Source organism: Streptomyces sp. NPDC030165, assembly GCF_055573595.1.
Genome location: NZ_JBVIBD010000039.1, coordinates 15,250 through 32,591, shown reverse-complemented (window position 1 = coordinate 32,591; position 17,342 = coordinate 15,250). Strand labels below are relative to the sequence as shown.

The window sequence follows — 17,342 nt, the reverse complement described above, 5'->3', positions numbered from 1 at the left end:
GCGCCGTCGATGGTTTCTGCGCCCCCTGGTGACGCCCCGTGCTCCGGTATGCGCATCGTGCGCCGGTTCCGCGCGTCCGCGGCCTCGGCGTAACCGTTCCTAGGGGGTTTTGTGATGTTTTTGTAGGCGCACTCTGTGCTTGGGGGAGTCATGGACTTCGGGGGCCGGGGGAAGGGCATCATGTGGGGCAGTCGATGCGGCGCCCAGGTCATCCAAGGGCCCGACGGCAGCTGGTCATGCAACTGCGGAGCATCCGGATGACAGAGAACCATGGTGTCCCGACGGAGGAAAGTGTGGGCGCGGCCGAACCGCTCCAGGCGTACTTCACCTCCGCCACGTGCCCGGAGTGCCAGAGCGCGAACGACGGCCTCAACGGCCGTTTCGCGTGCGGCGCCTGCGGCACCACGTATGCCTTGGAGCCGCCGACACTCTGACTGAGCGTTTGGTCCTGTAGCGGGTGTCTGGTTCCGCGGGGTCAGGTTCCGCGCCAGGTGGGGTGGTTTCGCCGGCGAGGCGGCGGGTCACGAGGTCGATCATCGCGAGCTGGATCAGGGCTTCGCTGCGGTGGGGGTGGGTTTCGTAGTCGCGGGCGAGCCTGCGGTGGTGCATGAGCCAGCCGGTGCTGCGCTCGATGGTCCAGCGCCGCGGAATGATCACGAAGCCGCGGCGGCCCGGCGGGCGGGCGACGGGCTCGACGTCGATGCCCAGCGCCGCGCCGTGGCCGATGGCGGTGGTGCGGTAGCCGGCGTCCACCCACGCCTTGCGGATGCGGGGGTGGACGGCGGCGATGCGGGAGAGCAGCTGCACGCCGGCCGCGGTGTCGGAGACGCTGGCGGCGGTGACCAGGACGGTCAGCAGCAGGCCGGGGGTGTCGCAGCCGAGGCGGCGCTTGCGGCCGGTGATCCGTTTCCCGGCGTCGGTGCCCTGGCCGGCCAGCGGCACATGGGCGGAGGTCTTGATGGCCTGGGAGTCCAGCACGCACGCGGACGGCTCGCCGTCGCGGCCCTCGGCCTCGCGGACCCGGCGCCGCAGCAGGCCGGCCAGCTGGGCGACGACGCCGTCCCGCTGCCCCTTGGCGAAGTAACCGTAGACGGTCTGGTGGGGCGGGAAGCCGTGGGGCAGGTAACGCCAGGGGATGCCGGTGCGGTCCACGTACAGGATCGCATCCATGATGCGCCGCAGGCCGTGCTCGGGCGGGCGGCCGATGTCGCAGCCGGTGTCGACGAGATAGCGCAGGGCATCGACGATCTCGCGCCGCGGATGCGCTTCGGGGCGGCCGCCGCGCGGGGTCTGGCAGGCCGGCACCGGCAACAAGGGCTCGATCAGAAACCATTCGAGGTCACTGGTGTCGGAGGGGTAGCGCCGCTGGCGCATCGTGCCCGCCTCCCTCTTCTCTCAGGCGATCAGGTCGAGGGTGGACTCGACGGAGTTGAGCTGGGCGACGATGTGGCGGATCCGCTTGTCCTCCGGGTCAAGTGCGGCGTGCGGCGCTATGGTGCCGGTGATCAGACGGCGGACCTCTGTGAGCAACACGTGCACCCGGGCCGTCTCGTAGGTCTCCAGCTCGTTCGGGTCCGCGCTGAACGCGTAGCCGTCTGCCCTGGTGTAAATCACCGGTGGCCAGCCCTTCTTCGTGATGATGTCGCGCATCATTGCCATGCCCGACTGCACTTGGCTGCGGGTGAGTTCGGTGGCCCGCATCAACTGAGGCATGTGGAGACCTGCCGGACGGGCCTGCATGAGCGCTCTGAAGATCGCTTCCGCGTGCTCGCGTGCCGCGTCGCCCCGGTGCCGTGACCGGGGCATTCCTACTCGCCCCGCGGGAGTTTCGCGAGCTCCTCGTCGACGTCGACCTGGCCGGTGTGCACGGCGGTGAGGATCCACTCACAGGTCGCACGGACACGGTCGACGTTGCGGTGCACGGTGTCGCGTTCGTCGTCGGAGAAGGGCCGCTCGCGCAGTGACGGGACGATCCGGCCCGTGGCCGCGACGAACCGCTGCAGGCCCCGACCAGGTCGAGGAACTCCAGGGCGTGGTTGATCCGCCGCACGGTCGGCTCGAACGGTTCCCCGGCGCCTTCGAGCTGCTGCTCGTGGGCCTCGCGCAGCTGGCGGGATTGCTCGACCTGAGCGTGATTTACCTGGTGCCGGGCGGTGTCGTCGGTCATGGCCTTGAACGCCACCGATGGGCGCCGCAGAAGACCGGTCGCCACCTGCGCGGCAACCTTCTCGTCGGCGACCAGGTCGTGCACGGCCTCGATCTTCTCCTGCGCCGTCTCCGGGTCCGGACCGTGGTAGCCGACGCGCTGCCGGGAGGTCTCCGGTGTCCACCGCCGTTTGCCGGTCCGCTCGTCCAGCGGCGGGTTCTTGATCGCCGCCCACCGTTCCTCGTCGTCAGAGATCGCGGCCAGCGTCTGGTGGGTACTGAACGCCACTCCAGAGCATCGGTGCTGCTCAGGCCACCGGCTGGCCACCCACCGATACGACTTCAGGGTGTTGTAGGGAACGTTGACGTCTTCCGACAGCCGGTGCAGCCATGCCGACACCCCGAACAAGTCGTCCCGCACCGACCGGCCGCCGTGACCCTGCATCGGGACGACTTCCAGCGCACCGTCGCCGATGATGAACGAACTCTTCGACAACTTCTCGACGGCCTCGCGCAGCCTCCCCACGATCTGCTCGTACCGGTCCACGCTGACGTTGCCGACCATCTCCGAACTCGGCACCACCCCCACCCCCTGCCAGGCCGGAGCACGGCACCCGTGGCCGTGAACGGGAACCCCGGCCCGCCCGGTACCGGCAGAATCCGCCCGCCGACCCGCACCGCAAAGGCGTACCGACACGGCGCTCGGAGCGCCCGAAAGCTCTCCGCATAGCCCGTTGCTGAGTCACAGCGGACGGAGAGCCTGATGCGCACCGAGCCCTCCACTGTGGCCCGTGTACGAGATCAACAGGGTTTTAAGGATGGGCTCTCAGCCGCGGGAGCGCAGTATGCGGCGCATCCGGTCGGCCCGGTCCAGGAGGTTCGTGCGGACGACTGGGATAGCCTGTGCCGCCAGGTCTTCCGCTCGTTCCACGAAAGTCAGGTCGATACCGAACAGCGGGAAGAGGGTTTTGGTGTAGATCGTCGCCGGCTGGGTTCCGCTGCGGTGGATGGTTGCGACGAGATCGAGGTAGGCCTCCGTGTGGGGCCTGAGCAAGTCGTCCTGGCCGGCGCTCCAGAACAGCGTCGCAACTGAGTGGACCGAAGCGAGAGGCACCGCGCGGTCCGTCGCCAGCGTCTGCCAGACTGCTTTCTTCTCGGCCGCGTCCGGGGTGGCCGCGCGGACCTGGAGCCTGCTGATCCATGCGTCGGGATCCGGGTCGCGGTCGAGCAGAGCCTGTACCTCGGCTGCGGTCGGGCTTCCGAGCTGAGCCTTGCGAACCAGTGCTCGCCACTGGAGATCGATGTCGTTCCCGGCCTCGGTCTGGAGCCACGCAATCTCCTCCGGTTCGGCCGCGGTGCGAGCGAAGCCGCGCAACGCCGCTTTGCGGTAGGTGCCGACGCCGGAGAGGCTGCGGCACGCCGCAGCCACGGCTCGCAGCAGCTCGTCCCGGTGCGACTTTGGGCTCCACAGATCTGCGGCCTCGACAGCCAGGTTGAGATACGGCTCGATCACGGACGCGGACGTCTCGACAGCGAGCACTCCGGTCAGGCACTCCACGGCCTCGGCGGCTGTCGCTTCGCCGTTGATCAGCATGTCCCAGGCCGTGGTGACGGCGACACCCCGCGCGGTCGCAGTGGGCAGGCGGGCGGCGTTGCGGAAGAACGCGTCTTTGGTCGTGGCGTCAGGTCTCGTCGAGGCGAAGGTCAGGTCTTCATCGTTGACCAGATACAGGTCGGCTCCTGCTGGTAGGTCGAGCCGGGTTCGTTCGCCCGCTACCTCGACTTCGACGAGTGCAATGCGCTCAAGGTGGTCCCCGCAACGCTCGTAGGCGCCGACGGCAAGCACATGCGGGCGTGGCCGGCCACCTGGGCCCTGAGCAACCAGGGCGAACCCGTCTGCGTCGTGGTCGAGAGCCAGCCGGTCGGTGCCCGCTGTTTCCAACCATCCCGTGCGCCACTGGTCCAGGTCACGTCCGCTGGCGTCGGCGACCGCGTCGATCAGGTCATGCAACGTGGTGTTGCCCCAGGCATGCGTGGCAAAGTAGCTGGTGAGACCGGCGGAGAAGTTCGCTTCGCCGACGTACGTCATCAGCTGGTGCAGTACGGATGCACCCTTGGGGTAGGTGATGGCGTCGAATGTCGCTTTCGCCTCGGAGACGTCGCGAACCTGCTGGCGGATCGGGTGCGACGTCGGTCCCTGGTCCATGAAATAGGCTCTGACTTTCTCGCCGGCCAGATGTGCCGTCCAGGCATCGGTGTACGACGTCACGCTCACGGCGGCCCAATTACTTGCGAACTCCGCGAACGCCTCGTTCAGCCACAGGTCGTCCCACCAGCGCATCGTGACGATGTTGCCGAACCACATGTGCGCGAGTTCGTGCAGCAGGTACCGCGAGAAGATGTCCCACTCCGCCCTGGTCGGCGTGCTCCTGCGCAGGAACCAGTCCATCCAGGTGACGCAGCCGAAGTTCTCCAACGCGCCGGGGAACTCGGGCGTGAAGACCTGGTCGTACTTGTGCTGCGGAAACAGCATGCCGAACTTGCCGGCGAAGAACTCGAGCCCCTGAGTGGTCAGGGTGAACAGCTCGTCGGCGTCCCGTTCCAGGATCGAAGCCAGCGACTGTCGGGCGAAGAGCCCGAGATCATGACCAGCTCCGCGACGACGCAATTCGTAGTACGGGCCCGCATTGATCACAGTGTTGTACGCCGCCAGCGGCGGCGTCGGCGGGAAAGTCCAGCGTCGCATGGAGCCGAGGTGTTCGATCTGCGGGTCACCGCTGTTGCTCAGAACCCGCCAGTCGGCAGGAGCGGTCACGGTGAACGCCCACGGCGCCTTGAGGTCCGGCTGATCGAAGCAGGCCAACACGTACCGGGCGTAGTCGGGACTGAAGTCGGTGTAGACATACGTCTCGCCGTCGACGGGGTCGACCGCCTTGTGCACGCCCGGGACATCGGCCGAGCACTCCGTCACCGAGACCACCGTGAGGACGTTGCGCTCGGCAAGATCGGTCAGCGCGATCCGGCCCTCAAAAGCCGACCGCAGTACGACCCCGTTGAGCGTGGCGCTCTCAACCGCCGCCGCACAATCGACAAAGGTCTCAGCCCCGGGCCGGTGACACGTAAAAGTGATCGTCGATTCGCACCGAACCCGCGAACCGGTCATCAACTCCGAAAGATCGACGGCCACGTCATACCGCTCGACCGTCAGCAGCCTCGCGCGCCCCTCGGCCTCGGTTTGAGTCAGACTCTTGCCGCTCATCGCTTCCCCTCTCAGTCTGACTCCCCGGGCTCCTGCCGGAGCCGAGACCGTGACCACGGTCGACATCACACGCAGGGCCGTGGCCGCAACCGAGATCACAGGCCAGGCGCGGCCGTGTTCGAGTTCACACGCAGGGCCGTGACCGCAATTGACATCGCAGTCGGACCGGAAGCCACGACCGGGACCACAGCCGGGTACGGGACCGTCGGGTCCAGGACCGCCGGAACCGGGGTCGGACCAGCGCCACCGCCGACCGGTGCCTCACCCCTCGGCCCGCTCCTGCGTGGCGCTCCAGGCGTACTGGAGCCAGTCCGAGAGGGCGACGGCACTCAGCCCGCAGGCGACCAGCCGGGTGGCCCGCGGGGCGACCGCGTAACCGCAGACCAGCGACGTAGCGATCCAGGCGGCCAGGCAGAAGGGGCAGGCGACCAGTTCGCCGGCGGCCAGGCGCAGGCCGTGCCCGCGGGGTTCGTCCATGACCTCGCTGGCACTGACGGCCTCCTTGCGCCGGGTGAACGGTGCCCGCACAAGACTGGTGATCTTGTCCTTCGCGAGCAGCCGCGACGCCTTGTACGTCGCCGCGCCCAGGAGCAGCACGTCCCACGGAGGGACACGCGAGGGCAGCGTACGTCCGGACTTCCGGTAGCCCAGGGCGAACAGGGCCGTGGCCGCCGTGTAGGTCCCGGCCAGCACGGCATAGCCCCGCATGGGCACCTCCTCCCCCTGCGCGTACGTCCCGTCCGCCGGGCCGGCCGCCGAGCCGGCGCGGTCGGCCGTGCCGCCGGGCTTGCCTTCTTCCGGGAGCGGGTTGAATGCCATGCTGCCTCCTACGACGACGCTGAGGCTGGACCGGTACCCCCGAAGCCGCCCGGTGCACGTCGATGCGGCGAGATGCCACCGAACGTGTCGCCGGAAGGGGACGGCCGTCCGGCGGCCGGCGGAGCCGCCGTGCGGCGGCGCTCCGGCCGGCGCCCCTCCCCCTCGGCTCACCTCACCCGACCCGTTCGCGTCCGCCTACTGGGCCCACGGGGGCGGGAAGGTCGCGTCCCCGAGGGTGGCCTGGATCCCGGCCGAGGTGATGACGTTGACGGTCGCGGGCGCGTCGCCGTTGCGAAGGCACAGTTCCGTGTGGGCGGGCACGATGACGGCGTCACCGGGCCCGGCGACGACCTCCTCACCGCCGACGGTGGCCACCAGCCGGCCGTCGAGGACGACGAACACCTCTTCGCGGTCCAGGCTGTGCGGCTCGCTCGTGGCCCCGGGGGCCGCGTGCAGGGTCCAGACCGCCAGTTCGGTGCTGCCGCGCGAAGGTATCGCGAGGGGCCGGAAGGTGAATCCGGGGCGTTCGAAGGTGGGAGCGTCGGCTCCGGTGGACAAGGGCATGGCGCGTCCTCCACAGATGCGACTCGCAGGGGGCGGGCCACGGGGCCAGGCACAAAGGTAGTCAACCTGGTTGTCTTGTCGGAGGCCAGACGTCCGCACCCCACATGGTCAACTGGGTTGTCTACCGCTGCCGGGCCGCCGTGGCTACAGCCACAGCCGACGCCCTGCCGCTCCCACGGAGCCGGGGGCAGAGGGCCCGTCAGGCGGTACGCCCCTTCGCCTGGGCCCCGAGGTCCTTGAGCATCTGTATCAGGTCGGCGGTCTCCCGGGCCGGCGGCGCCTTCACCGACGCCTTGGTGCCGTAGTCGGAGTAGGTCTGAGTGATGCGCATCGTGCCCTGCGGCGTCTTTATCTGCGTGTCCATCTTCACCGGGTACTGGTCGCCGTCGACCCAGACGTCGTAGTCGTACCCCTTGATGCCGACCTTCTCCATGTTCGCGAGCAGCTTCTTGCGCTCCTCGGGCGTGAAGGTCTCCAGCGTCTTCCGGCCCTTGAGGGCTTCCTGGACCGTCAGCGAGCCCCGGTAGTGCTCCACCTTCCGGCCGCCCAGCTCGGCGGAGCCGAGGTCCTTGATGTCCCGCGAGTTGAGCAGCATGGCGAGCTGCTGGGCCGGGTCCTGGTTCATCTCCTCCAGGCCGGCGGTCATCTGCTGGGCGAGCTTGCCGTTGCCGGACTCCGCCGCGGCCGCCTTCAGATCGATCTTGGCCCACTTCTTGTCGCCGAGACCGCCGACCTGCTCACCCATGCCCGTGCCCAGGTCCACGTAGATGACGTCGTCGGCCCAGATCATGTGGTTCTTCTCAGCAGCGCCGGCCGCCGCGCCGGGCTTGCTCTCGCTCACCGTCACGTCCATGACCAGGGGGTTCCAGCCCATGACACCGGTCATCCGGGTCTCGCCGCCGCCCTTGACCGCCGCGGGCACCGACATGGTCATCGAGACCTTCGCGGACTTCGCCGCCGCGGTCTTCTTGTACGCCGCCGTGAGCGCCTCCACCGGCGCGGTCTTCCCCGGACCCTGCTCGGCGTTCTGCTCGGCGCCCTGTGCCGCCTTCGTCTTGTCGCCGCCGTCCTCGCAGCTCGTCAGCCCCGCCACCACGGCCACGGCCGCCAGCGTCACGCCCACGCGCCGCGCGATGTACTTCTGCACGTCCCACCCCTGTTGCTCCACCCGTGGCGCGCCTGCGCATGACGCCAGCTGGGTCATTCCCATTACCTACGCAACGCACAGTAATGCATAGGTCTGACATTCCGGTTTCACCTGGGCAGACCCCCGCCACCCGGACGGCCCCAGGCACCGCGCACCACCCAGGCCACCCGCCGTTCCGCCGACGCCGACACCCCGCACATTCCGCGTGCCGCCGGTGTCGTCTGCCAGCACCACCGCGTGCAAGCGTGCGACCGCTCGATAGGAACTGATTTTCGCGTACGTCGGCGGGGGCGTAACACCCGCGTTGCCGGAGCACCCGGGAGGGCGCGCGACCCAGCTCCCGAACCGTTCCGACGAAAGGTGGCCGGCCATGACCACGCCTGCCGCGGGTTCCCACTACCACTTGCTCACCCTCACCGGCCACCCGCCGACCGCCGCCAGCCGCCTGGTCAGGGCCGTCCGATTCGGAGCGACCACCCCGACCGTCCTGGTGGACGTGACCGCGACCGGTGATCTGGACGTGGAGACGCTGGGTGCGCTGGCCCGCCTGTCGATGCTGCTGCGTTCGACCGGGGGCGGTGTGGTGCTGATCGGCGCCAGTGCCACGGCGCGCCAGCTGACCGCCCGTACCGGCACCGCCTGGCTGCTGCCCGCCCACCCCGATGTCGAGGCCGCCGTGGCGTCCTTGCCCGCTTCCGGGCGGCCGTGGTCGGCCACCGAACTGGCCCCAGGGTGCGGCAGCGCCTTACCCCAACCCGCGGAGGGCGGCTGAGCTGCGGCGGAAGAGGGCGGCGAGGGGCCCGGCGGCCGTGCGGGTGAGAATCGGCGGATGGACATCCGGCAGCTGGAGTACTTCCTCGCGATCGTCGACCAGGGCGGCTTCCACCGGGCCGCCGCGGCCCTGTACGTCTCCCAGCCGTCGCTGTCCCAGGCGGTCCGGGCGCTCGAACGCGACCTGGGCAGCGACCTCTTCCACCGCATCGGCCGGCGCGCGGTGCTCACGGAGGCGGGCCGGGCCCTGATCGAACCGGCACGCGCGGCGGTACGCAGCCTGGCGACCGCGCGGTCCAGTGTCGCGGCGGTGCACGAACTGCGTACGGGCCGGGTGGACGTGGCCGCCATGCCGTCCCAGGCGGTGGAGCCGCTGACCTCGATGATCCTTGCCTTCAGCAGCCGCCACCCGGGGGTGTCCGTGGCCATCAAGGCCGCGTTCACCCCCCGGGACGTGGTCGAGATGGTCCGCACCGGCACGGTCGAGCTCGGGCTGCTGGCCACCGTGGGCCCGTTGCCGGACCGGGAGGTGGCGTCGCTGCCCGCCGGGGAGCAGCGCTTCGTGCTCGTGGTCTCCCCCGACGGCCCGTTCGCCGGGCGGCGCGACGTGGCCTGCGAGGAGCTGGCGGGCCGGCGGCTGATCGTCGGCCAACGCGGCACCGGGATGCGCGCGTACGTGGACGGCCTGCGCGAGCGCGGTGTCACGTTCACCATCGCCGCCGAGACCGAGCACCGGGTCGCCCTGCTCCCCCTGGTGCTGGCCGGGGTGGGGTCGGCGGTGGTGACGGAGTCCTGGCGGGCCATGGCCGAGCGGGCCGGCGCCCGGGTGCTGGACATCGAGCCGCGGACCACGCTGAACATCGGGCTGGTCAGCCGCCGTACGGGACTTTCGCCGGCCGCGCGGGCCTTCGTGGCGGCGGCGCTGCCCTGAGATGCCGGTGAACTGTTCCGCCCTGAGCTGCCCGAGCTGCCCTGAGGTGCTGCCTACTGATGGGCCGACCGCTGACGGGGCCACGCACGGCCCCGGCCGCCGCCCACCGTTCACCACCCGCCGCCCGCCGCCCGAGGCTCCCGATCCCCGGCCCCAACCCCACTGACAACCCCCGCTGATAGCCCCCGCTGATCAGCCAGATCGGAACTGCGTCTTGGACCGTTCCCCGGTCCCGTTGCTGCAATCGGACGCATGACGAACCACCGCATAGCCCTGATCCCCGGCGACGGCATCGGCACGGAAGTACTGCCCCCGGCGCGGCAGGTGCTCGACGCCGTCGGCCGCCGCCACGGCTTCGCGTTCTCCTACACCTCGTACGGGGACTGGTCCTGCGAACGCTATCTGCGGGAGGGCGCGATGATGCCCCCGGACGGCCTGGACCAGCTGCGTGACAAGGACGCCGTCCTGCTCGGTGCGGTCGGCCGCCCCGACGTGCCGGACCATGTCTCGCTGTGGGGGCTGCTGATCCCGATCCGCCGCGGCTTCCGCCAGTACGTCAACCTGCGGCCGGTGCGCGTCTTCGAGGGGATCGACAGTCCCGTGCGGGGCGCGGCGGCGGGGGAGGTCGACTTCGTCGTCGTACGGGAGAACGTCGAGGGCGAGTACAGCGAGATCGGCGGGCGTCTGTACCGCGGGCTTCCCGAAGAAGCGGCCGTGCAGGAGTCGGTGTTCACCCGGGCCGGGGTGACGCGGGTGCTGGACCACGCGTTCAGGCTGGCCGCGAGCCGCCGGGGCAGGCTGACTTCGGCCACCAAGTCGAACGGTATCGTGCACACCCTGCCCTTCTGGGACGAGCTCGTCGCCGAACGCGGCGCCGCGCATCCCGGAGTGGCGTGGGATCAGGAGCACATCGACGCGCTGGCCGCCAAGTTCGTGCTCGAACCGGCCCGTTTCGACGTGGTGGTGGGCTCCAATCTGTTCGGCGACATCCTCAGTGACCTGGCGGCCGCCGTGGCCGGTTCCATCGGCATCGCGCCGGCCGCCAACCTCAACCCGGAGCGTGACTTCCCCTCGATGTTCGAGCCGGTGCACGGTTCGGCGCCCGACATCGCGGGGCGCGGCATCGCCAATCCACTGGGCGCGATCTGGTCCGCGTCCCTGATGCTCGACCATCTCGGGCACCCCGGGGCGGCCCAGGACGTCACCGACGCCATCGCGGCGGTGCTCGCCAAGACGGACGTCCGCACGCCCGACCTGGGCGGTACCGCCTCGACGGCGGAGTTCACCGAGGCGCTCCTCGAACTCCTGTGACCCGTCGGCCCGTCCGCCCGTCCTCCGCTGTTCCGGCCCGCGCCCGGCTGCGTCCGTTCCCCGACGAGGTGATACGTCATGGCACCACCCGAGCCCGCCGTGCCGGCCCGGCCACCGGCCCCTGATCCGGTTCCCGCTCCAGGCCCCGATCCGGCTCCAGGCCCCGCTTCGCCGTCGCCCACCGCTCCAGCTCCGCCCACCGCTCCGGCCCCGGCTCCCTCCCACCCCTGGTACCGGCAGCTCTACTTCTGGGTGCTGACCGCGATCGTCACCGGCATCATGACCGGCTGGCTGTGGCCGGCGGCCGGTGCGGCGTTGGGACCGGTCGGCACCACCTTCGTGTCCGCGATCAAAATGCTCATCACGCCGATCGTCTTCCTGACCGTCGTGGCCGGTATCGGAAGTGTCGACAGCCTCGGCCGGGTGGGCCGGGTCGGCCTGAAGTCGCTCGCCTACTTCCAGGCGGGCACCCTGCTCGCCCTCCTCCTGGGCCTGCTCGCCGTCAACGTCTTCCAGCCCGGCGCCGGCGTGCACGCCCACCCCGGCGACCTGCGGCTGGAGGGCGACGCCGCGCGGTACGCGGAGAGCGGGTCGGACCAGAGCTGGTGGCACTTCCTCACCGACCTGGTGCCCAGCAGTACGGTCGGTGCCTTCGCCGAGGGCAACATCCTCCAGGTCATCTTCTTCTCGGTCCTCTTCGGCGTCGCCCTGAAGACCGTGGGCCCCGTCGGCGAGCCGGTCGTCGACGGCGTGAACCGGCTGAGCGCCGTGGTCTTCAAGATCCTGCACCACGTCATGCTGGCCGCTCCCGTCGGCGCGTTCGGCGCGATGGCGTACACCATCGGTACGTACGGCATCTCCACCCTCACCAGCCTCGGCCGGCTCATCGCGCTCTTCTACGGTACGTCCCTGTTCTTCGTCGTGGTGGTGCTGGGCGGGGTGACCGCGCTACTGAGGATCAACGTCTTCCGGCTGCTGTACCACCTGCGCGAAGAGTTCCTGCTCGTCCTGGGCACCTCGTCCTCGGAGAGCGCCCTGCCCCGGCTCATGGTCAGACTCGAAGGGCTCGGCATCCGTCGCGACATCGTCGGCCTGACCGTCCCCACCGGGTACTCCTTCAACCTCGACGGCAGTTCGATCTACCTCTCGCTGGCCGCCGTCTACATCGCCCAGGCCACCGACACCCCGCTCGGCCTCGGCGGGCAACTCGGCCTCCTCGCCGTCATGCTGCTGACCTCCAAGGGCTCCGGCGGTGTCACGGGCGCGGGCTTCATTGCCCTGGCCGCGACCCTCTCGACCGCAGGTACCGTCCCGGCCGCGGGCATCATGCTGATCTTCGGCATCGACAAGTTCATGTCCGAGTGCCGCGCCCTGACGAACCTCGCCGGCAACAGCGTCGCCACGCTCGTCGTCGCCCGCTGGGAACGCGTCCTCGACAGTGCGCGGGTCAACCAGGTGCTGCGTGCCGATCGGGCCACCGCCCGGACCCGGACGGCCCTCGGTACGCGTAAATCCTGAGGAGTCCGACGGGTCCTGGCAGGACCTGACGGAAGCGCCGGCGGAAGTGCTGATCGCGGCGGGCCGCGGGAACGTCCCGCGGCCGCCCAGCCGTTCACTCGAAGCCCAGGTCCGGCTCCGCGCCGACCAGCTCACAGCTCGCGTCCCACAGGCGTGCCGCGACGGCGGTGTCCTTCAGGTGGTCCCAGACCGGCTCGGTACGGGGCTCCCCGCGCAGCCCGAAGACCCGGGGGCCCCACAGCTGGCCACCCGTCGCCCGTGGGTCGAGCACCGCCCGCACCACGGGCCACGCACCGGCGTCCTTGCCCTGTACGAGGAGGCCCGCGGGCAGCCCGCGCAGCCGCTCGCCGGAGGTCCGTACGTGCACCGGTGGACGTACGGGCGTGAGGGAGTCCAGTGCGCCTCCGGGGTGGGCCACCAGGCTGCGCACGGGGCTGCCGGCCGCGCGCAGGCGGCGGTCGAGGGCCAGGGCGAAGTACATCTGCGCCAGCTTCGAGCGGCCATAGGTCCGCTTCGGACGGTAATCGCCCCCGGCGGACTGCAGATCGGCCAGGTCGAGCCGCTCGGACTTCGCCGCGAAGCTGCCGACGGTCACGACACGGGCGGCCGGCGCGGCCGCGAGCAGGGGTGCGAGCCACCGGGTCAGGGCGACGTGGCCGAGGTGGTTGGTCCCGAACATCAGCTCGTGGCCGTCCTCTGTCTCCCTGCGGGGCGGGTCGTCGAGCGCCACCCCTGCATTGTGGACCACCGCGTCGAGGTGGTCGAGTGCGAGGGTGTCCACGGCGGCCTTGAGGGACGACAGGCCGGCCAGGTCCAGCAGGATGTGGCGTACGCGTGCGCCGGGGACGCGGGAGCGGATGCAGGCCTCGGCGGCCGCCGCCTTGGTGTGGTCGCGGCTGCCGAGGACGATGGTGGCTCCCGTTCCGGCGAGCTGTTCCGCGACGAAGTAGCCGATGCCCGCGTTGCCGCCGGTGACCAGGAAGGATTTGCCCTCGGCGGGCGGCAGCCGGTGCACGTCCCACGGCCGGGACGACGGCCGGCGCGCGGGCCGGGGGCGAGGCCGGGGCGGGGACCAGGCAGGGGGTTGGGCTTCGGAAGGCATGGTGATTCCTCGGTCGTGTGATCGCGTCGGTGGGCAGCCGTGACGGCGGGCGGGCCGCAGCGGCGGCAGGTGGCCCGGCCGGCCGCCGCCGGCGCCGGACCACCCCGTACGCCAAGATCGCAGCGGCGTCCGACACGCCGCCGACACACCACCGACACCGCCTCGGCATGCGGGCGGGCGCCCCTCCGGCGGGCTGCTCCGGGCCGGTCACGGACGGATGCGAGGATGGGCCGCATGGACATCCTGCGCAGGAACAACGTCACCGTCACCGGTAACCCGGCGGGACCGGCGGTGGTGCTGGCCCACGGCTTCGGCTGTGACCAGAACATGTGGCGTCTGACCGTGCCTGCCCTGACCGATGCCTACCGGGTGGTGTTGTTCGACTACGTCGGCTGCGGCCGCTCGGACCTGTCGGCGTTCCAGGAGGATCGTTACGCCTCCCTCGATGGTTACGCCCAGGACGTCGTCGAGGTCACCGAGGCCCTCGACCTGCGCGACGCCACCTTCGTCGGGCACTCGGTCAGCGCCATGACCGGCGTGCTCGCCGCCCGGCGGGCCCCGGGGCGCATCGGCGCCCTGGTCATGGTCGCCCCGTCCCCGCGCTACATCGACGACGAGGGCTACCGCGGCGGCTTCACCGCCGAGGACATCGACGAGCTGCTGGCCTCGCTGGACTCCAACTACCTGGGCTGGTCGGCCGCCATGGCGCCGGTGATCATGGGCAATCCGGACCGTCCCGAGCTGGGCGCGGAGCTGACCAACAGCTTCTGCGCGACCGACCCCGACATGGCCCGCGTCTTCGCCCGTACCACCTTCCTGTCCGACTCCCGCGACGACCTGAAGACGGTCGAGGTACCGACGCTGGTGCTGGAGTGCACGCAGGACGTGATCGCCCCGCGCGAGGTCGGCGCGTACGTGCACGCGCAGGTCCCCGGCTCGGCGCTGGTCACCCTGGACGCCACCGGCCACTGCCCGCACCTGTCCGCGCCCGAGGCCACCAACGCGGCGATCACCGGCTTCCTGGCGGGGCTGCGCCGATGAGCCGCGCCGGACAGGAGGAACCCGACCCGCACGAGACGAACGGCGACCGCGCCATGGACGCCGCGTTCGCGGCCCTGCTGGAGGACAGCGCCGAGGAGCTCTACGACTCCGCACCGTGCGGCTACGTGTCGACGCTGATGGACGGCACCATCGCGAAGATCAACGCCACGCTCCTGGACTGGCTCGGCCTGGCCCGCGAGGCGGTGGTGGGGCGGATGCGGTTCACCGACCTGCTCACCGTGGGCGGCAAGCTCTACCACGAGACGCACTTCGCGCCGCTGCTGCGCATGCAGGGCGAGATCAACGGCATCGCGCTGGAGGTCAAGCGCGCCGACGACACCCGGATACCGGTACTGGTCTCCTCGACCGTCAAGCACGGCAGCGAGGGCGAGCCGCTGCTGATCCGTACGACGCTCTTCGACGCGCGGGACCGCCGCGCGTACGAGGAGGAGCTGCTGCGGCGCCGGCAGGAGGCGGAGGAGGCCCGCAAGCGGGCGGAGGCCGACCGCGCCCGGCTCCAGGAGGCGCTCGCCGCCCTCCAGCAGAGCCTGCTGCCCGCCGTGCTGCCCGACATACCCGGCCTTGAGGTGGCCACGTACTACCACACCGCCTCCCCCGACCGGCTCGGCGGCGACTTCTACGACCTGTTCGCCCTGGACGGCAAACGCTGGGCGTTCTTCCTCGGGGACGTGAGCGGCAAGGGCCCCGGAGCCGCCGCCCTGACGTCGCTGACCCGCTACACCCTGCGCGCCGCCGCCCTGCACGACCCGGACCCGGTGGCCGCCCTGGCCACCTTGAACACGGTCCTGCACGAGCGGTACAGCGGCGGCGACCCGCGCTACTGCACCGCCGTATTCGGCATCCTGGAACCCGACCAGGACAGCGGAGAGGTGAGCGTACAGCTCGCCTCCGGCGGTCACCCCCCGGCGCTGGTCCTGCGCGCGGACGGCACGTGCGACTTCCTGCCCACCCCGGGCGGGCTGCTCGTCGGCATCCTGCCCGACCCGCGCTTCGCGACCGCCGCCACCACCCTCGCGCCGGGCGACAGTCTGCTGCTCTACACCGACGGCCTCACCGAGGCCCGTACGGGGCCAGACCGCGCCCTGTACGGGGACGACGCCCTGCGTGCGTTCGCCACCGGCCACAGCGGATCGCCACCGCACGCCGTCATCCAGGCGCTGACCGGGCTGCTGGACAGTTTCGGTGACGGCCTGGACGACGACACCGCCCTGCTCGCCCTCGGCGTCCCCGCCGGTACCCGGCCCTGAAGCTCCCCCGAGCTCCGCCCACCGGTTCCTGTCCCTGTTCCTCCGACCCCACCCCAGAGATGAGCTCGCTGAAGATAACCCCCCGAGACGCCGCGACCGGTCCCGTACTGGAGATCGCCGGGGACCTCGATTACGACCACGCCGACGAGCTGCGCTCCGTCGTCTGCGGCCTCACCCTGAAGCCGGGCCAGCGCCTGGTGCTCGACCTGGGGGCGATGGAGTTCTGCGACTCCAGCGGCATCACCGCCCTGCTGGCCGCCCGCAACCGCGCCATCGCCGCCGAGGCGGACGTCGCCCTGGCCGCCGTACCCGCCAACACGCTGCGCGTCCTGCGCTACGTCGGCCTCGACCAGGTCTTCACCTGCCACCCCGACAGCCAGGCCGCTACCGTTCCCTGACGAGGCGGCCGGCAGTGAGGCCACGGCGCGCCCGTGTCGGAAACGTCCCTCCCGCGCCTGCGGGAGGCCCGCTGAGACGACGAGGAGCGTGCACACCGTGGACCAGGAGAAGGTGAGCGCCACCCTGACGGTCGCAGCGCCCGCTGCGCGGGTGTTCGCGGTACTGGCGGACCCGACGGCTCATTCCGCGATCGATGGCACCGGCTGGGTCCAGGCACCCGTCGACCGGGCGCCGCTGACCGAAGTCGGGCAGATTTTCCGGATGGCCATGTATCACGTCAACCATCCGAACGGTGACTACCAGGTGGCCAACAAGGTCCAGGTGCTCGACCCGCCGCGCACCATCGGCTGGCTGACGGGGGAGGAAAAGGAGGACGGCCGCCTGGAGTTCGGCGGCTGGTTCTGGCGTTACGGCCTTACGCCGCTCGGTGCGTCCGAGACCGAGGTCACGCTCACGTACGACTGGTCGGCGGTGCCGCAGTCCATCCGCGAGTACCTCCGGTTCCCGCCCTTCGGTCCTGAGCACCTCACCAACTCGCTGCACCATCTGGCCGAGCTCGCCGCACCGGCGTCCCGGGGGCGGACGCCGGCGAAGTCACCGCAGGGTCATGCGACCGCCGAGGGTGAATAGCCGCCTTGCTCCAGCCTGATCTGCTGGTGTGCCCACCGTGGTCGGGCTCCGGCGTGACGACTGCCGGTTTTGTCGGCGTCTGGGTCCAGCAGTCTGCCCGGATGAGTGGTTCGGAACTTTCTACCCGCTGCTGTCGGGAGGGCGCTTCTACCGTCGGTGCGTCCGGTTCCGCTGGTGCCGGGGGTCGGTGTCGACAGTGCAGTGGTGCGCTATGCCCCGGACCGGGCCGGTGACCTGGCACATGCCGTCGCCGTCCGGCTCGCTGATGTCGGCCACCAGGTGCGCGTCCGCGCGCCAGCGGCCCATCGCGTTGGAGCCGCCGATACGGTGCCAGCCCATCCGCGCACGGTCCTCCCCCGGATCGCACAGGCGGATCGCCCCCGGCCCGGCAGGCTCCGGCGCCTCGATCGGCACCACCGCCTCAGCGCCGTCCCTGA

The 17,342-nt window shown here is 70.7% G+C and carries 17 protein-coding genes and 2 pseudogenes; 10 read left to right on the top strand and 9 right to left on the bottom strand.

All coding sequences use genetic code 11. From position 1 onward, the window contains the following. Positions 1-257: 257 nt before the first annotated feature. Positions 258-434 (top strand): transposase family protein, encoded by a 177-nt coding sequence (locus ACZ4Z1_RS39725; RefSeq protein WP_468491571.1) that lies wholly within the window; start codon positions 258-260, stop codon positions 432-434. 41 nt (positions 435-475) lie between these two features. Here the strand turns inward: ACZ4Z1_RS39725 and ACZ4Z1_RS39720 are convergent. From ACZ4Z1_RS39720 to ACZ4Z1_RS39710, 3 genes and pseudogenes are all read right to left on the bottom strand, one after another. After that, positions 476-1,374, bottom strand: a pseudogene (locus tag ACZ4Z1_RS39720) (IS5 family transposase). Between the two features lie 21 nt (positions 1,375-1,395). Next, positions 1,396-1,806 (bottom strand): RacP protein, encoded by a 411-nt coding sequence (locus ACZ4Z1_RS39715; protein WP_468491570.1) that lies wholly within the window; start codon positions 1,804-1,806, stop codon positions 1,396-1,398. A gap of 2 nt (positions 1,807-1,808) precedes the next feature. Beyond that, a pseudogene (locus tag ACZ4Z1_RS39710) lies at positions 1,809-2,590 on the bottom strand (DUF6192 family protein). Positions 2,591-2,621: 31 nt separating this feature from the next. Here ACZ4Z1_RS39710 and ACZ4Z1_RS39705 point away from each other — a divergent pair. Next, on the top strand, positions 2,622-2,771 hold the full coding sequence (locus ACZ4Z1_RS39705) for a hypothetical protein (protein ID WP_468491586.1): 150 nt from the start codon (positions 2,622-2,624) through the stop codon (positions 2,769-2,771). 200 nt (positions 2,772-2,971) lie between these two features. On the opposite strand, the gene pepN is transcribed toward ACZ4Z1_RS39705, so the two are convergent. The 4 genes from pepN to ACZ4Z1_RS39685 form a co-directional block, all read right to left on the bottom strand. Beyond that, positions 2,972-5,404, bottom strand: a complete 2,433-nt coding sequence (gene pepN, locus ACZ4Z1_RS39700; RefSeq protein ID WP_468491569.1) for an aminopeptidase N — start codon at positions 5,402-5,404, stop codon at positions 2,972-2,974. Positions 5,405-5,665: 261 nt separating this feature from the next. Then, the gene (locus ACZ4Z1_RS39695; protein ID WP_468491568.1) at positions 5,666-6,223 is read right to left on the bottom strand and encodes a DUF1360 domain-containing protein; all 558 of its coding nucleotides are present in this window, start codon (positions 6,221-6,223) and stop codon (positions 5,666-5,668) included. Positions 6,224-6,418: 195 nt separating this feature from the next. Continuing rightward, positions 6,419-6,787: a cupin domain-containing protein gene (locus tag ACZ4Z1_RS39690; protein WP_468491567.1), complete on the bottom strand. Its 369-nt coding sequence runs from the start codon at positions 6,785-6,787 to the stop codon at positions 6,419-6,421. Between the two features lie 199 nt (positions 6,788-6,986). Continuing rightward, complete coding sequence (locus ACZ4Z1_RS39685) at positions 6,987-7,934, bottom strand: SCO4651 family lipoprotein (RefSeq protein WP_468491566.1); 948 nt, start codon at positions 7,932-7,934, stop codon at positions 6,987-6,989. Positions 7,935-8,304: 370 nt separating this feature from the next. Here ACZ4Z1_RS39685 and ACZ4Z1_RS39680 point away from each other — a divergent pair, with 370 nt between their 5' ends. The 4 genes from ACZ4Z1_RS39680 to dctA all read left to right on the top strand — a co-directional run bounded on the left by ACZ4Z1_RS39680 (position 8,305) and on the right by dctA (position 12,465). Then, the gene (locus ACZ4Z1_RS39680) at positions 8,305-8,706 is read left to right on the top strand and encodes an STAS domain-containing protein (protein WP_468491565.1); all 402 of its coding nucleotides are present in this window, start codon (positions 8,305-8,307) and stop codon (positions 8,704-8,706) included. A gap of 57 nt (positions 8,707-8,763) precedes the next feature. Then, positions 8,764-9,636, top strand: coding sequence for a LysR family transcriptional regulator (locus tag ACZ4Z1_RS39675; protein WP_468491564.1), 873 nt, complete (start codon positions 8,764-8,766; stop codon positions 9,634-9,636). 252 nt (positions 9,637-9,888) lie between these two features. Next, positions 9,889-10,947 carry a tartrate dehydrogenase gene (locus ACZ4Z1_RS39670; protein ID WP_468491563.1) on the top strand — a complete coding sequence of 353 codons (1,059 nt, stop codon included), beginning with the start codon at positions 9,889-9,891 and terminating at the stop codon, positions 10,945-10,947. A gap of 78 nt (positions 10,948-11,025) precedes the next feature. Then, positions 11,026-12,465 carry a C4-dicarboxylate transporter DctA gene (gene dctA, locus ACZ4Z1_RS39665; protein ID WP_468491562.1) on the top strand — a complete coding sequence of 480 codons (1,440 nt, stop codon included), beginning with the start codon at positions 11,026-11,028 and terminating at the stop codon, positions 12,463-12,465. Positions 12,466-12,559: 94 nt separating this feature from the next. Here dctA and ACZ4Z1_RS39660 read toward each other — a convergent pair whose 3' ends face one another. Further along, complete coding sequence (locus ACZ4Z1_RS39660; RefSeq protein ID WP_468491561.1) at positions 12,560-13,567, bottom strand: SDR family NAD(P)-dependent oxidoreductase; 1,008 nt, start codon at positions 13,565-13,567, stop codon at positions 12,560-12,562. Positions 13,568-13,801: 234 nt separating this feature from the next. Here ACZ4Z1_RS39660 and ACZ4Z1_RS39655 point away from each other — a divergent pair, with 234 nt between their 5' ends. From ACZ4Z1_RS39655 to ACZ4Z1_RS39640, 4 genes are all read left to right on the top strand, one after another. Further along, a complete protein-coding gene (locus ACZ4Z1_RS39655) occupies positions 13,802-14,608 on the top strand; it encodes an alpha/beta fold hydrolase (protein WP_468491560.1) in 807 nt (268 codons plus the stop codon). After that, positions 14,605-15,876, top strand: a complete 1,272-nt coding sequence (locus tag ACZ4Z1_RS39650; RefSeq protein ID WP_468491559.1) for a PP2C family protein-serine/threonine phosphatase — start codon at positions 14,605-14,607, stop codon at positions 15,874-15,876. The genes ACZ4Z1_RS39655 and ACZ4Z1_RS39650 overlap by 4 nt, the downstream gene beginning before the upstream one ends. Positions 15,877-15,935: 59 nt before the next feature. Next, the gene (locus ACZ4Z1_RS39645; protein ID WP_468491558.1) at positions 15,936-16,274 is read left to right on the top strand and encodes an STAS domain-containing protein; all 339 of its coding nucleotides are present in this window, start codon (positions 15,936-15,938) and stop codon (positions 16,272-16,274) included. Positions 16,275-16,371: 97 nt separating this feature from the next. Next, positions 16,372-16,905 (top strand): SRPBCC family protein, encoded by a 534-nt coding sequence (locus tag ACZ4Z1_RS39640; protein ID WP_468491557.1) that lies wholly within the window; start codon positions 16,372-16,374, stop codon positions 16,903-16,905. A 147-nt stretch (positions 16,906-17,052) separates the two neighbouring features. On the opposite strand, the gene ACZ4Z1_RS39635 is transcribed toward ACZ4Z1_RS39640, so the two are convergent. Further along, a complete protein-coding gene (locus tag ACZ4Z1_RS39635) occupies positions 17,053-17,244 on the bottom strand; it encodes a hypothetical protein (protein ID WP_468491556.1) in 192 nt (63 codons plus the stop codon). Positions 17,245-17,342: the final 98 nt, after the last annotated feature.

Coding starts and splice junctions, on each gene's coding strand:
- ACZ4Z1_RS39680 (WP_468491565.1), top strand. CDS start 8,305: ATGACCACGCCTGCCGCGGGTTCCCACTACCACTTGCTCACCCTCACC.
- ACZ4Z1_RS39650 (WP_468491559.1), top strand. CDS start 14,605: ATGAGCCGCGCCGGACAGGAGGAACCCGACCCGCACGAGACGAACGGC.
- ACZ4Z1_RS39670 (WP_468491563.1), top strand. CDS start 9,889: ATGACGAACCACCGCATAGCCCTGATCCCCGGCGACGGCATCGGCACG.
- ACZ4Z1_RS39675 (WP_468491564.1), top strand. CDS start 8,764: ATGGACATCCGGCAGCTGGAGTACTTCCTCGCGATCGTCGACCAGGGC.
- ACZ4Z1_RS39705 (WP_468491586.1), top strand. CDS start 2,622: ATGAACGAACTCTTCGACAACTTCTCGACGGCCTCGCGCAGCCTCCCC.
- ACZ4Z1_RS39645 (WP_468491558.1), top strand. CDS start 15,936: ATGAGCTCGCTGAAGATAACCCCCCGAGACGCCGCGACCGGTCCCGTA.
- ACZ4Z1_RS39690 (WP_468491567.1), bottom strand. CDS start 6,787: ATGCCCTTGTCCACCGGAGCCGACGCTCCCACCTTCGAACGCCCCGGA.
- pepN (WP_468491569.1), bottom strand. CDS start 5,404: ATGAGCGGCAAGAGTCTGACTCAAACCGAGGCCGAGGGGCGCGCGAGG.
- ACZ4Z1_RS39715 (WP_468491570.1), bottom strand. CDS start 1,806: ATGCCCCGGTCACGGCACCGGGGCGACGCGGCACGCGAGCACGCGGAA.
- ACZ4Z1_RS39655 (WP_468491560.1), top strand. CDS start 13,802: ATGGACATCCTGCGCAGGAACAACGTCACCGTCACCGGTAACCCGGCG.
- ACZ4Z1_RS39725 (WP_468491571.1), top strand. CDS start 258: ATGACAGAGAACCATGGTGTCCCGACGGAGGAAAGTGTGGGCGCGGCC.
- dctA (WP_468491562.1), top strand. CDS start 11,026: ATGGCACCACCCGAGCCCGCCGTGCCGGCCCGGCCACCGGCCCCTGAT.
- ACZ4Z1_RS39660 (WP_468491561.1), bottom strand. CDS start 13,567: ATGCCTTCCGAAGCCCAACCCCCTGCCTGGTCCCCGCCCCGGCCTCGC.
- ACZ4Z1_RS39695 (WP_468491568.1), bottom strand. CDS start 6,223: ATGGCATTCAACCCGCTCCCGGAAGAAGGCAAGCCCGGCGGCACGGCC.
- ACZ4Z1_RS39635 (WP_468491556.1), bottom strand. CDS start 17,244: ATGGGCTGGCACCGTATCGGCGGCTCCAACGCGATGGGCCGCTGGCGC.